The organism is Pseudomonas sp. FP597 (assembly GCF_030687435.1).
Taxonomy (GTDB): Bacteria; Pseudomonadota; Gammaproteobacteria; order Pseudomonadales; family Pseudomonadaceae; genus Aquipseudomonas; species Aquipseudomonas lactucae.
In genome coordinates this window covers 4,472,832-4,486,177 of record NZ_CP117432.1, presented here as the reverse complement: position 1 = coordinate 4,486,177, position 13,346 = coordinate 4,472,832, and the positions used below count along the sequence as shown (strand labels likewise).

Below are 13,346 nucleotides of genomic sequence, written 5' to 3'. Positions count from 1 at the left end.
TTCAAACCTCCAGGTACTGACGCCGTTCGTTTTTGGATGCAAGCCGGGTACTGATAATGCGCACGAAATTGGGGTCGCGATAGGTGTAGGCCACCACCAATATGCGTCCTTTTGCATCTGCGCCCATGATCACCCAGCGCTCTTCTCCGTGATCGTGGTCTTGCAGCGTTAGGGCTGCCTCGTCATAAAACACCGGTTCTGCATCAGCAAGGCTTATGCCTCTGTGCTTGCGCTGGTTGGAAATGCTTTGCTCTCTCCTTGGCTAGAGGCGTGGGGTAGGGAAAAATTGCCCTAACCCAATACGCTATTCAGTAAAGGCTGCCGAGCGCTAGGTAAAGGCTGGTCTCCGGCTCGATCAACTTTGGTCCTTGATTCCTGACGTTACCCACAGCTTTGCCCACAGGGGACCATTAACGCTTGATGGGTCCGCCAGGTATTGGTGTCCGGTTGGCAGGGGGCAGTCCAGGTCGGTGGTAGGCATTGAGCCAGTAGCATCGTTGAGTTTTAAACGCAGCACCTCTATTTGTATAGCGTTTGTCGCATGCTTGAATCCAATCAAAGCGGAGTTGTACCCAGCATGATTATCACAATGAGATGGCGAAGTTGGGGGCGGGAGTTTGCATCACTGCCACGCGTGCCAATGACCATTCTGAAGGGATGACTACAACGTCCGTATGCGGTGTATAGGATGCTCCACCGACTTTACTGGTGTACCTCAATCAAATGTCGAGCACTTTCCAAGCGGGCTTACAGAGCGAATTTTAAGTGCCAACGCGCACTCCTTGGGTAATGCGCTTAATGCAAAACATTACTATAAAGAGGTGGCAATGAGCCTGCTCTGCTTTTTCATAAAGTCGTGTTTATGAAGAATTGTTTAGGTTGCGCTCGCAGGTTGTGCCTACGCGAGATTCTTCCCGGGGCGAGCGTTTTTGGGCGGGTGGATTTAATTTCGAATAATCAGGGTTTTAGAAAAAACATCGGCACTAAAGCAGAATCAGTGCTGTGATTTTTATTAGCTACCTATCATTTTTTTCTAGCTGTCTATTCCAAAAAGGTCTTTTGTCGAAAAATTCGGAGCATGTTTTATTGCTCACAGATGTAACAAGTTGTTTCATTTTTTTTGCCGTTTTTCGGTACCGACAAGGGGGCTTTCTGTCGGCGAACAGGTGAGTTCCGTTCGTTGCGACGCAGTGGGTTAAGCCTGGGACATTGATGATTTTGCGTGTGTCTGTCCGGCGCACTGCAAACAAGGGATTTGACAATTATCGAGGCTTGAACCCATGAATCATGTGATCAACTCCATACTGGAAAATGCATCAACTCGCCCCTCAATCGGCCATACCAACCCCGCGCTACTGCATGACGTTCTATGGCGAGCACTGGAGCACGCACTCAAGGCCAACACGGATGATGCTTCCCACACCCCGCATGCCCGTGCCTGCCTCAGGATCTATGCTGAAATCGATACGCTGTCGTATCTGGATAAGGGTGATTCGAAATTGGCCGCGGCCCTGGGCAAGGCGTTCTTCGAATCCCGCTCCAGCAAAGACGTCGAGGCTTTCTGGAAGCTGTTGCTGATCAAGCAACTGCTGTTCGAATTGTCGGTTAGGAGTGTGGCGACCCAGATCGCTTCGCAAGCCAGCCTGCCCCGTCAGTTGCTCACGCTCGACTCGCAGTTGATTGCAGCGCCGTCGGGGGTAAATATCAGCCTGGGGCTGCTGTGCAAAGAGACTGACCAGCTCAAGCATTCCGTCGTGCTGGTCTTGCAGAAACTGGCGCAGCACATCGAAGACCGTGGCATGAAAAAATCCCAGGCCACTGCGCAGCTCCTGCTGGAGTTGTACAACGCCGTGTGGTCGGGCAGTAATGGCACCGATATCGAGTCGCAGATTTTTTACGCCGACAGTGTGTATGACGCGTTACCCGACGTGCATCACGCCCTGGGCCTGGCGCCGCAGGAAAAATGGCTGACCTTGTTTACCTGGTTATACGGCGACAAAGATGGCCGCCCCTATGACACCAACCAGCACACCGAAACCCTGGTCGTGGCGCTGGAAACCGCGCTGCGCAATCGCTACATCGCTGATATCGACAGCCTGATCAAGAACGGCGGCGCACGGCATCGCCTGGAAGAGATTCGCGCACGCCTGGGCAAGGATCATCCCGAGCATTTCGAGCAGCCCGCCGAGCTGATCGAAGCACTGGGCAGCATCCGTTTTACCCAGCCGGCCGCCATTGACCGCTTGCTGCTGCGGGTGCATGCGTTTGGCTTTCACTACCTGGATATCGAGTTTCGTGAAAACGCCGAGATGTTCAGCAGCGTGGTCGATGAGATTCTTTCCAGCCAATGGCTGGAAACCATCGGCCTGGGCCAGGGCCGGCACTATCATGAGCTGGATGAGCGTGCGCGCCAGGCCGCGCTTGAGGTCGCGCTGGAAGGCGACGAGTCCCAGGCTCCTGCGGCCCTGTGGCAAGGCTATCTGCAACGCACCGCGTCGATTTACACCAAGAAAGCCCAGCAATACGCCGGCCAGGATTACATCGCGCTGATGGAGCAGGACCCGAGCTACATCCGCATGCACGATGCGCGCAATGCGCTCGAGCGGTTTGAAATGATCGATCGGTATCGCGACCGCATGAAAATCCACGGGATCGCCGAATACACCTCGGCCCTCAGCGCGCTGGAGGTGCTGTTCCTGATGAAGGCGGCCCAGGTGCGGGACGGAATCGACATCGCCCTGCAACCCGAAGACCTTGCGGGTGCCGAGCGCACGCTGGCGACGGTGCATGAGGTGTACGAAAACCCGTTGTACCGCCAGCACCTGGCAACGCGGGGCAACCGCCAATACATCACGTTTGGCCCAAGCGACACCGGCAAACAAGGTGGCAAGGCCATGCACAAACTGAACATGGCTATTGCCAACCAGCACAAGCGGATCGCGGCCCGCTACGGTGTCGAGGTGGTTGTCCACGTAATCATGGGCGGGGAACACGCACGGTGTAACGGAGTGATCGCCGAGACCTTGCAGGAGTTTGGTGCGCTGGAGGGTCCGGAAACCCGCTTCATGCTGGCCGGGTGCGCGGAGATGCGCGCTCATCTGCTGACCCGCAACCAGTCCGTCAACTTCCTCAGCCAGTTGTACCGCATGCACGCCGAGCCCCAGCCGCAACCGTCCGAGGAGGTCGTTATGGGCAGGATTCAACGCTGGGCTGAGGTGGTGCGCCGCTACCATGCGACATTCTTCGAGCATCCAGCCCTGCCTTCCCTGCTGCGGGACCTGGCGCGATTCGATGTGGTCAGGGCCACCGCCAAGGGCACCCGGCCGCCTTCTCGCATCTTTAACATCAAGGTTTTCGAGTCCCGCCCAGATGCCATTCGTGCGATTCCCTGGACCCGTGCGCTGTTGGCCGGTGGGTTACACAGCGAACTGATCGGCGTCGGGCAGTTTGCGCGAGAGCCGGCAGCGCAATTGTCGACGGCGTTTAACGAGGATGAGAGTTTTCATACCTACGTCAAAGGTATGGCCTATGCCATCGCGCGAACCGACCTGAAATGCGCCTGGCTGACCTTGACCGGCAGCATCCCGGAGAAGGCCAACATCCTGGCGCTGGCTGAAGCCTTGAAGACCGAAGCAGTCGGAACGGCAGAACAGCTGCTGGCCAGCCTGCACCTGGAAGTGATTGAAGGTAAGCGCTTCGTGTACAGAGCCATTACCGGCACCGAGTGGGTGGATCCATGGAAAATCAAGGAAAGCAGCTTGCTCAACCCGTGGCCTAGCCTCAAGGCAGAGGTCTACCGCAAGGAAAAGAACCTGAGAATCTATCGGTTGTTTCTTATCTACGCCAAAAGCAATCCCGAGTTCATCCAGTCTTCGTCGCTGAATGATTTCTACAGCGGGTTCCTCGCGGCCGCCAGTACCGATGCAGGTCTGGTCGATCCTACCAGCGCCCAACATTTCACTTGGTGATCAGTCCCGATATCCAGGGCAACCTGGGTATCGGCAGGCGCTACCCTCCAAGAGGATCAACTGAATGGCGTTTACTACCCTGATACTCGATGCCCCCGGGCCCCCGTTGCTGTTTGAGGAAGTCGATCGCTTTCTTAACCTGGGCCTGGCCGTTACCCTCAATCTGCACTATTTCGCGGACAAGGACCGCATCCGGCAGCATTACACCACGCGCATTCACTATGCCGAGATTAACTGCCACGACGAGCCTGACTTTATTGCCGCCGTGAATCAGGCCGGGGGTTATAGCGTGTTCAAGACACGCCTGAATATCCCCTTAGGCGCCAGCCTGATTCGCGCAGCCACCTCACCCGCGCTGTCTACACCACTGCGCGCCATTGCCCAGGCAGGCGCCGGGGTTAACCATATTGATCGGCTAGAGTGCGAGCAGTGTGGCGTGGCGATACTCAACACGCCGGGTTCCAACGCGGCCGCTGTTGCCGAATACGTCGTGGCCCAAGTGCTGTTTCTGTCTCGCGACCTGGATTACTACAACGCTGAAACCCACAAAGGTCATTGGGCAAAAGGCACCTTGGCACCTACCTCCGAATACGCTGAACTCACTCTTGGGCTGGTGGGCACCGGCAGCATTGCTCGGCAGGTAGCACGCAAGGCGGCGGCGTTAGGCATCAAGGTGATCGCCACAGGGTCGGAGCGTTTCACCGAACCGGTGGCGCGCAGCCTTGAGCTTGAACGACGAGCAAGCCTGGCGCAGTTACTGGCCGAGGCGCACATCATTTCGATCCACGTACCGCTAACCACGCTGACCCGAGGCTTGTTCGGCACTGCCGAGTTCCGGCAGATGCGCCAAGGTTCAATCCTGATCAATACCGCACGCGGCGGGATCGTTGACGAACACCAACTGGCAGCCTTCATGCGCCAGTTTCCCAGGCATATCAAGGCGGTCGCCATCGATACCTTTGCCCTGGAAAAGGACCGGTTCGACTCTCCACTGACCGGCATTCCCCGCGCGCAATTGACGCCGCATATCGCCGGCAATACCACCACGGCAATCAGGACGGCATCGCGCCAGATCGTCGACAAGATCCATGCATTCAGTAACGCCGCGATCGTGCGTTAACCGACTGGACACAAGGAAGGCCACATCATGCAGACCTCTCTTTTTACCCGTATCAACGCCCTGAGTTGCACCGACCTCAGCGATGCGATGGACCGCCTGAAAATCGTTTGCCAGTGCACCGACATCATGCCTCTGGACCGGTCGTTCAACCTCACAGGTAAAGCCTGGACCCTGCGCTACGGCCCTGTTGGCCTGGACGGCGGCTCGGTGGGTGACTACATCGACGACCTTGAGGCCGGTCAGGTGATAGTGATCGACAACCAGGCGCGGCTCGACACCACCGTGTGGGGCGATTTGCTGACCTCTACCGCCGCCCGTAATCAATTGGCCGGGACGGTGATTGACGGTATCTGCCGTGATGTCGATCGTGCATTGGCGCTTAACTACCCGATCTTTTCCCGGGGTAACTGGATGCGCACCGGCAAGGATCGCGTGCGTGTCGAAGCGATCCAGGCGCCCGTTACGCTGGGCGGCGTGCGGGTACAACCCGATGATTGGTTGCGCGGCGATGGTGATGGACTGGTGGTGATCCCGGCCGGTTCACTGAGCCAAGTGCTGGGGGTGGCCGAAGAAATCCACCAGGCCGAAGAGCATATTCGTGCGGCTATCGAGGCGGGCGTTCCTTTACGCAAAGCTCGCGCCGATTACGGCTACCACGCCTTGCAGACTCCGCGCCGCTGACTGGCCAACGACAGAAGCCGCAGCGGGTGCGGCTTCAGTTGATGCTGGCCGGGGGGCAGGGGCACCTTCAAACGTTTATGTCGTTCCCACCACACTATCCACAATCTGCGTGCTCTAAGAATAAAATCGGGGACTCCTCAGGCTCTGCCCCCTATTTTCCTCCAACCTGCAAAAGGCTCTGATCCGAATAACCTTTACTCCCCCGCAAAACCCTCAACGCCGCCGTTAAATGCCAGAATCTCCCAACTGGATTGTTTTGGAGAACTCCATGCTTGGCCTATTTGAACGACGGCTCGACCCTTTCCCTCCCGACGAAGCACCGCCGCCGCCTGAGGGGCTGGCGCGGTTCCTGTGGGCCTGCACACGCGGTGCGCGCGGTTATGTCCTTGCGCTCGCCTTGCTCAGTGCAAGTGTGTCGATCTACGAAGCGTGGCTGTTTTCTTTTCTCGGGCAAGTGGTGGACCTGCTGTCGACCTGGCAGGCCGGCGGCGAAGCGGCCGGGCAGGAAAGTCGGGTGTTGTGGGGCATTGGCATCGTACTGGTGACGAGTATCGGGTTGGTGGCGTTGCGTACGATGGTGCAGCACCAGGTATTGGCGATTAACCTGCCGTTGCGCCTGCGCTGGGATTTTCACCGGCTGATGCTGCGACAAAGCCTTTCGTTTTTTTCCGATGAGTTTTCCGGCCGGGTCACGACCAAGGTGATGCAGACCGCGCTGTCCGTGCGCGAGGTCTTGTTCACCCTGATCGAGATCGCCCCCGGCATCGGTGTGTACTTCATCGCAATCATCACACTGGCCGGCGGTTTCGATCCCAAGCTGATGCTGCCGTTCATTGCGTGGCTGGCGTTGTTCGGCCTTGCCATGGGGTACTTCGTGCCGCGTCTTGGCAAGGTCGGCCAGGAGCAGGCCAATGCGCGCTCGTCGATGACCGGGCGGATCTCGGATGCCTACACCAACATCACCACGGTGAAGCTGTTCTCCCACTCGAAACGTGAAGCCCATTTCGCCCGCGCGGCGATGGAGGATTTCAAGCAGACCGGCTTTCGCCAGATGCGCCTGGTCAGCCAATTCGAGATCGTCAACCAGGCGCTGGTGGTCGGGTTGATCATGGGCGCAGGCGGTTATGCCCTGTGGATGTGGCACCAGGGCGAAGTCGGCACCGGTGCCGTGGCGGCGATCATTGCCATGGCGTTGCGCATCAACGGCATGTCGCACTGGATCATGTGGCAGATGACCGCGTTGTTCGAGAACATCGGCACCGTGCAGGACGGTATGGAAACCCTGGCCCGCGGCCCCAAGGTACAGGATGCGCCGGATGCCGGCGTGCTGGTTACCACGGGCGGTGCAGTGACCTTCGACAACGTGAGTTTCAATTACAACGGCGAACGCCAGGTGCTCGACGGCCTCAGCCTGAGCATTCGCCCAGGCGAAAAGATCGGGCTGGTGGGGCGCTCCGGCGCCGGGAAATCCACGCTCATCAACCTGCTGTTGCGCTTCTATGACGTGGACAAGGGCGCGATTTATATCGATGGGCAAAACATCGCGCACGTCACCCAGGACAGCCTGCGCAGCGCCATCGGCATGGTCACTCAGGACACGTCCCTGCTGCATCGCTCCATTGGCGACAACATCGCCTATGGCCGCCCCGATGCGACCGACGAACAGATCCGCCGCGCCGCCGCCAATGCCCAGGCCGATGGGTTCATCAGCCAACTGAGCGACAAGCAAGGCCATAGCGGCTACGACACCCTGGTGGGCGAGCGCGGTATCAAGCTGTCGGGCGGCCAGCGGCAACGCGTCGCGATTGCGCGGGTCATGCTAAAAAATGCGCCGATCCTGCTGTTGGACGAGGCCACCAGCGCGCTGGACTCGGAAGTCGAAGTCGCCATCCAGGAAAGTCTCGATGACATGATGCAAGGCAAGACCGTGATCGCCATTGCCCATCGGTTGTCGACGATTGCGGCCATGGACAGGCTGATCGTCATGGATAACGGCTGCATCATCGAACAAGGCACCCACGCTGAACTGTTGGCGAAAAACGGGGTGTATGCGCGCCTGTGGCATCACCAAAGCGGCGGGTTTCTGGGGGAGGACCAGGGCGTGACCGAGACCGTGGAGTAGCCCTTTAAAAAATTTTTGGGTGCACCGCTTGAAATTTTTTCCCCTGAACCTACTTAGGTTTTACGCGATGCCGAATCCGGGTCGCGTATTAAATCACTTGGAGAAAACTCAGGAGATTTTGCAATGGCTACTACGCTTTCTTTGGCCCCACTGTTCCGTCATTCCGTAGGCTTTGATCGGTTCAACGACCTTTTCGAATCGGCGCTTCGCAGCGAGGCCGGTACCACGTATCCCCCTCACAACGTCGAAAAGCACGGCGACGATCATTACCGGATCGTCATCGCGGCTGCCGGCCTGGTGGAGGAGGACCTGGAGATCCAGGTGGAAAAAGGTGTGTTGACCGTCGCCGGCGGCAAGCGTGAACACGATGAAAACATCACCTACCTGCACCAGGGTATCGCTCAGCGCGCGTTCCGCCTGTCGTTCCGCCTGGTCGACCACATCGAAGTGCAGGGCGCGCAGCTGTCCAACGGCTTGCTGAGCATTGATCTGCTCAGGGTTGTACCGGAGGAAGCGAAGCCTAAGCGCATCGCGATTGGGGGTGCGGCCAAGGCTGAGGTGAAATCCATCAGCGAGCAGTAATGCCGCGATGAATAAAGGCGCTCTTCGGAGCGCCTTTATTATTTGGGCTATTGATGATTAACGGTGTTCATCCCCGCCCGGATTACCAGCGATAGGTCAACGAACTGACCAGCTGCCGCTCATCGCCATACCGGCAAATCGCAAACTCGCAGTAGGTATAGCGCTTGTTGGTCACGTTGTTGGCGTTGACCGCAACCTCCCAATGTTCGTCGATCTCATAACTGGCACGGGCGTCATACAGGGTGTAGGCGGGCATCGCGGAGGGCACGCCGGAGGCCTGGGTGGTGCCCTTGTAGCGCGCACCGCCGCCGATGCGCAGTTGCGGTACGCCTAGTGCCGCCAGGCGGTAGTCGGCCCAGAGCGCGGCTTGGTGGTAGGGCGTGTCTTCACTGCGTTGGCCGATTTCGCTGGCGATATCGCTTTGTGTGATGCGCGCGTCGATGTAGGCGTAGGACGCGATCAGGCTGAGGTTGGGCGTGACTTCGGTCTTGGCTTCCAGTTCGAAGCCACGGGAGCGCACCTCGCCGACCTGCACCGAGAAGTTGATATCGGTTCGGTCCTGGCTCAGCACGTTGCGCTGCTCCAGCTGGTAAACCGCCGCACTCAACAGCGTGGCGCTACCTTCGGGCTGATAGCGGATACCGATTTCATATTGCTTGCCTTCGGTGGGAACAAAGCTCTCGCCGGCCTTGTTGGTGCCAGCCACCGGGAAGAACGATTCGCTGTAGCTGATATAGGGCGCCAGGCCATTGTCGGCCTTGTACACCAGGCCGGCACGCCAGGTGGTGGCCTCATCGCTTTTGCCGCTGTCGGCCCCGTTGCGGAACAGTTCGGTGTGCTGGTCCGCCCAGTCGTGACGGCCGCCCAACAGCAGGATCCAGTGTTCGTCGAACTTGATCTGGTCCTGGAAGTAGATGCCTTTTTGCAGGGTGTCGATCTGCGAGCCACGGTCGGTGACGGGGTTTTTATTGATCACCACCGGCTGACCATATTGATAGGTCGCCAGGTTCAACGACGGTGCGTTGCCGCGAAAATTGTGTGAATCGTAACTGGTGTCGTAGCCATCGAAGCCCAGCAGGAAGGTGTGCTGCCAATCGCCGAACTGCCATTTGCTTTCGATATTGGTGTCGCTGGCCAGGCCCCGCGAGCGTTCTTCGCGGTCGCTGTATTGGCGACGCAGCAGGCCGGTGGTCTGCGCGGTGGCGATGTTGCTTCCGGCAGTGTTGACCTGCAGGTAGCGCCAGGTAACGTCCGACTGGTAGTAACGCAATTTGTGGCTGATGCGCGTGTGCTCATCGAAACGGTGCTCGAACTCGTAGCCCAGTGCCGACATCTCGCCGTTCATTTCGTCGTAGTCCGGCTCGCCGATAAAGTCGTGGCGGCCGATCTGGAACCGGCCGCTGCCCACGCCCTTGGTCAGTTGATAGGGCAGGGGGGCGGAGAAGCCGGTTTCGGTCTTCTGATAGAACGACAGCAAGGTCAGCGAGGTGTCATCGTCGGGACGCCAGGTCAGGGCCGGAGCGACATAGACCTTGTTGTTCTGGATAGAGTCGGTGGCGGTGTCGCTCTTGCGGTCGAGCAGGGTCAGGCGGTAGCTCAGGGTGTCGCTGTCGCCCAACGGGCCCGTGAAGTCGGCGGACAGTTGCTTGCGGTTATTCTGCCCGGCCTGCAGGTTCAGCTCATGGTAAGGCGTCTGACTGGGGCGTTTGCTCACAGTGTTGATCAGCCCGCCGGGAGAGAGTTGCCCGTACAACACCGACGCCGCGCCGCGAATCACTTCGGCGCGCTCCAGGCCATAGGGTTCCTGCACGCCATCGTACGAGTTGTTCTGCAGGCGCAAGCCATCTCGCAGGGAGCCGCCGGTGGCCGACTCTACATCGAAACCGCGAATGCGGAAGCGGTCCGAGGTACGGTTGAAACTGGTCGGTTGGCTGGTAAAACCCGGCGTCAGGTCGAGGGTTTGCGAGAGGGTTTCCGATTGCCGGTCGCGGATCTCGTCACTGGTGACCACCGACAGCGATTGTGGGGTTTCGATGATCGGCGTGTCGGTCTTGGTTGCGCTCAGGTTGCGCGTGGCCACGTAGCCTTTGAGGTGCTCGGCGCTGCGCTCTTCGGTGAGGCCCGTGATCGACGTCGGCCCCAGTTCCAGCGAGCCGCTGGTGTTGACAGGCACCAGCACATAGCCGTTGGCGCCTTGTACCGCCTGCAAGCCACTGCCGCTCAGCAGTTGGGCAAAGCCTTGGTTGATCGGGAAGTCACCGCGCAGGCCGGCGGTGTTCAAACCGGCGACGGTTTTGCTGTCGAACAGCAACGCTACATGGGCCTGCTGGGCGAACAGGTTCAGCGCCGGACCGAGCGGCCCTGCGGCGATGGCATAACGCGCCGCCTCTTGCGCGGTGGCCTGGCTGCACAGGCCCAGACTCAGCGCGGCAACGCCCACCAGGTTGATCGCCAGGGCGAGGGGCAAGGGAGAACGCTTGAAATGGCGCGGCATGGAAGACATTCCTGTGATTGAGGTGCTTTCTTCCTTGACGGGGCAGTGCCGAAAAGCGGAACCCTGCATGCGAGATTATTTTTCGTGGCGCTCAATCTGCAACCACAATGGGCTGAACGCACGGATACGCACCGGCAGCCCATCGGCAATCAATTGCAGGGCGCGGCGCGGGTTATCCAACGGCAAAACAGCGGATACGCGCAGGTCGCCCAGTTGCTCGCGATTGAACTGCACATGGCCGCCGTATTGGCGCGACAGTTCGTCGAGTACCTCAGGCAACGGCCGGTCCTGGACCACCAACTGATGGTGTTGCCACGCGTCGTTCGTGCTGCGCGGGTCCACTGTGCCCAGGCGTTTCACCGCGTTCGGCGTGATGTTCGCCTGCTCGCCTGCGTGGATATTTACGGTGTCGTGATGGCCGGCGTCGGAGGCTGCGACCGTTGATTCAAGCATCGTCAGCAGCGTACCCGATGCTTCGCGTTTGACCGTGAAACGCGTGCCGAGGGCGCGCATCTGGCCGTCGTCGGTTACCACCACAAACGGCCTCTTGGCATCGTGGGCCACTTGCACCAGGATTTCACCGCGCAGCAAGCGCACCTGGCGTTGCAGGTGATCGTAGGTCAGGTCCACCGCGCTGTTGCCGCTGAGGATCAGTTGCGAGCCGTCCTCCAGGTTGACCCGCTGCCACTGCGCTGGCGCGGTGCGCTGGTCGGCCAACAGGTAGCTCGGCGGGTAGGCCCGCAGCGCCAGGGCCACCGGCAATGCCAGCAACAGGCCCAGCAGCACCCGGCCGGCCGGGTTGCGCCGGCGGACCCGGGCGGCTTCCAGTGCGGCCTGTACCGGCGTCTGTTGCGGACGCAATGTCTGCAAGCGCCCGACGAACCCTTGCAGACGCTCGAACGCCGCCGCGTGCCGTGGGTCGGCGGCCTTCCAGCGTTCGAACTGCTGTTGCTCGCGCGCGCTGAGGTGGCCTTCATTCAGACGAATCACCCAGTTGGCGGCCTGTTGATCGAGGTCGCTGCTCATACGTCCAGCGCGTGGTGGCAGTGCAGCAAGGCGTTCATCAGATGCTTGCGCACCATGCGCTCGGAGATCCCCAGGCGGTGGGCGATGTCGCTTTGGCGCAGGCCTTCGAGGAAGTACAGCAGAAACGCCTGACGTGCATTCAGGGCCATGCCGTCGAGTACAAAGGTGATCTGCTCCAGTGCTTCAAGGGTGACCAGGATCTGTTCCGGTGACTGCTGACACTGTTCCATCATCTCAATGGTTAACGCCAGTTCGCGCAGGTAGGTGTCTTCCAACTGACGGCGGCGCGCGCGGTCGATGATCAGGTGGCGCGCCGTGGTCGTCAGGAACGCTCGCGGTTCGCGAATGGCGCCCAATGCGTCGCGTGAAGCGAGGATTCGCATAAAGGTGTCGTGGGAGAGATCCGCGGCGTTATGCGGGCAACCGAGTTTTTTTCTCAGCCAGCCGAACAACCAGCCATGGTGCTCGGTGTAGAGCACATGGACGGCCTGGTTCAAGGAAAGGTCGCTGGCCGACATGGAAGGTTAAGTCTGCGGATAAGAATTATTCGCAAGATTAGCGGTGTGCCATCAACGAAAGCAAGCGTGGCTGGCACTGATTGTGTATTTAAGCCTTCGAGTGCGATAACGGAGGCGTGATGGACGCGGCAACATCCCACGTCAGCAAGAGTTGGCTGATCGCCGCGTCGATGGTTGCGTGCGGCACGCCATCGCGGGCCAGTATCGAAACGCCCTGCAAGAAACTATCGAACACCGTCGCCATTACCGTCGCCTGGGTCGCTGCTGGCAGCTGGCCCAGGCGCACCGCCCGCGCCACACACGCCACGATCCCCGCCCGCGTGCGCAGCCGCGACTGCGTCAACGCATCCGCCACCCGCGCGTTTTCCGGGCTTGGCGCACTCATCACGCCGAGTGCCACCATGCAGCCCTTGGGATGGCCGTCTTCGCATTGCATGCGCGCCGATTGACGCAGCGCGGTTTCCACGGCTTGGCGTGGCAATAGGGATTCATCCCACAGGCATTCGGTGACTCGGGCGTAGGTTGCCAAGTAACGCTGCACGCACTCTTCGAACAACGCTTCCTTGGAGCCGAACGCGGCGTAAAAACTCGGCGCGGAAATGCCGCCGCCCAGTCCGGCCTTGAGCTGGGCGAGGGAAGTGGCGTCGTAGCCGTGCTGCCAGAACAGGTGCAGTGCCTGTTCCACGGCCTGTTCACGATCAAAATTACGCGGGCGGCCCATTTGTGCCATGTGAAGTCTCCTCTGGAAAGCGAGATAAATACTAGTCGATACATAAGTCGTTGACAACGCGTCATGTTCGCCTGCAACATTTGTATCGATCAGTATTTAAGTTGT

Annotated in this window: 10 protein-coding genes; 5 read left to right on the top strand and 5 right to left on the bottom strand. The window is 59.4% G+C overall.

Annotated features, from left to right (window positions below; genetic code table 11):
- Window position 1: 1 nt before the first annotated feature.
- On the bottom strand, window positions 2–244 hold the full coding sequence (locus tag PSH66_RS20420; protein WP_042945061.1) for a BrnT family toxin: 243 nt from the start codon (window positions 242–244) through the stop codon (window positions 2–4).
- A gap of 1,036 nt (window positions 245–1,280) precedes the next feature.
- Here PSH66_RS20420 and PSH66_RS20415 point away from each other — a divergent pair.
- The 5 genes from PSH66_RS20415 (at window position 1,281) to PSH66_RS20395 (ending at window position 8,473) form a co-directional block, all read left to right on the top strand.
- On the top strand, window positions 1,281–3,968 hold the full coding sequence (locus PSH66_RS20415) for a phosphoenolpyruvate carboxylase (protein ID WP_305427556.1): 2,688 nt from the start codon (window positions 1,281–1,283) through the stop codon (window positions 3,966–3,968).
- A gap of 64 nt (window positions 3,969–4,032) precedes the next feature.
- Window positions 4,033–5,088: a D-isomer specific 2-hydroxyacid dehydrogenase family protein gene (locus PSH66_RS20410; protein WP_003175202.1), complete on the top strand. Its 1,056-nt coding sequence runs from the start codon at window positions 4,033–4,035 to the stop codon at window positions 5,086–5,088.
- Between the two features lie 27 nt (window positions 5,089–5,115).
- Window positions 5,116–5,769, top strand: a complete 654-nt coding sequence (locus PSH66_RS20405) for an RraA family protein (protein ID WP_305427555.1) — start codon at window positions 5,116–5,118, stop codon at window positions 5,767–5,769.
- A gap of 268 nt (window positions 5,770–6,037) precedes the next feature.
- The gene (locus tag PSH66_RS20400; protein ID WP_003175199.1) at window positions 6,038–7,891 is read left to right on the top strand and encodes an ABC transporter ATP-binding protein; all 1,854 of its coding nucleotides are present in this window, start codon (window positions 6,038–6,040) and stop codon (window positions 7,889–7,891) included.
- Window positions 7,892–8,014: 123 nt separating this feature from the next.
- On the top strand, window positions 8,015–8,473 hold the full coding sequence (locus PSH66_RS20395) for an Hsp20 family protein (protein ID WP_003175198.1): 459 nt from the start codon (window positions 8,015–8,017) through the stop codon (window positions 8,471–8,473).
- Between the two features lie 82 nt (window positions 8,474–8,555).
- Here the strand turns inward: PSH66_RS20395 and PSH66_RS20390 are convergent, their stop codons facing one another.
- From PSH66_RS20390 to PSH66_RS20375, 4 genes are all read right to left on the bottom strand, one after another.
- On the bottom strand, window positions 8,556–10,967 hold the full coding sequence (locus tag PSH66_RS20390; protein ID WP_305427554.1) for a TonB-dependent siderophore receptor: 2,412 nt from the start codon (window positions 10,965–10,967) through the stop codon (window positions 8,556–8,558).
- A gap of 75 nt (window positions 10,968–11,042) precedes the next feature.
- The gene (locus tag PSH66_RS20385; protein ID WP_305427553.1) at window positions 11,043–11,993 is read right to left on the bottom strand and encodes a FecR family protein; all 951 of its coding nucleotides are present in this window, start codon (window positions 11,991–11,993) and stop codon (window positions 11,043–11,045) included.
- Entirely contained in the window at window positions 11,990–12,511 is a 522-nt protein-coding gene (locus PSH66_RS20380) for a sigma-70 family RNA polymerase sigma factor (RefSeq protein ID WP_078825514.1), read from the bottom strand. The genes PSH66_RS20385 and PSH66_RS20380 overlap by 4 nt, the downstream gene beginning before the upstream one ends.
- An 88-nt stretch (window positions 12,512–12,599) precedes the next feature.
- Window positions 12,600–13,241, bottom strand: a complete 642-nt coding sequence (locus PSH66_RS20375; protein ID WP_305427552.1) for a TetR/AcrR family transcriptional regulator — start codon at window positions 13,239–13,241, stop codon at window positions 12,600–12,602.
- Window positions 13,242–13,346 lie beyond the last annotated feature (105 nt).

What these genes read in the sequence shown, in the direction of transcription:
- PSH66_RS20385 (WP_305427553.1), bottom strand. Translation starts at nt 11,993, where the DNA reads ATGAGCAGCGACCTCGATCAACAGGCCGCCAACTGGGTGATTCGTCTG.
- PSH66_RS20395 (WP_003175198.1), top strand. Translation starts at nt 8,015, where the DNA reads ATGGCTACTACGCTTTCTTTGGCCCCACTGTTCCGTCATTCCGTAGGC.
- PSH66_RS20390 (WP_305427554.1), bottom strand. Translation starts at nt 10,967, where the DNA reads ATGCCGCGCCATTTCAAGCGTTCTCCCTTGCCCCTCGCCCTGGCGATC.
- PSH66_RS20410 (WP_003175202.1), top strand. Translation starts at nt 4,033, where the DNA reads ATGGCGTTTACTACCCTGATACTCGATGCCCCCGGGCCCCCGTTGCTG.
- PSH66_RS20400 (WP_003175199.1), top strand. Translation starts at nt 6,038, where the DNA reads ATGCTTGGCCTATTTGAACGACGGCTCGACCCTTTCCCTCCCGACGAA.
- PSH66_RS20375 (WP_305427552.1), bottom strand. Translation starts at nt 13,241, where the DNA reads ATGGCACAAATGGGCCGCCCGCGTAATTTTGATCGTGAACAGGCCGTG.
- PSH66_RS20405 (WP_305427555.1), top strand. Translation starts at nt 5,116, where the DNA reads ATGCAGACCTCTCTTTTTACCCGTATCAACGCCCTGAGTTGCACCGAC.
- PSH66_RS20380 (WP_078825514.1), bottom strand. Translation starts at nt 12,511, where the DNA reads ATGTCGGCCAGCGACCTTTCCTTGAACCAGGCCGTCCATGTGCTCTAC.
- PSH66_RS20415 (WP_305427556.1), top strand. Translation starts at nt 1,281, where the DNA reads ATGAATCATGTGATCAACTCCATACTGGAAAATGCATCAACTCGCCCC.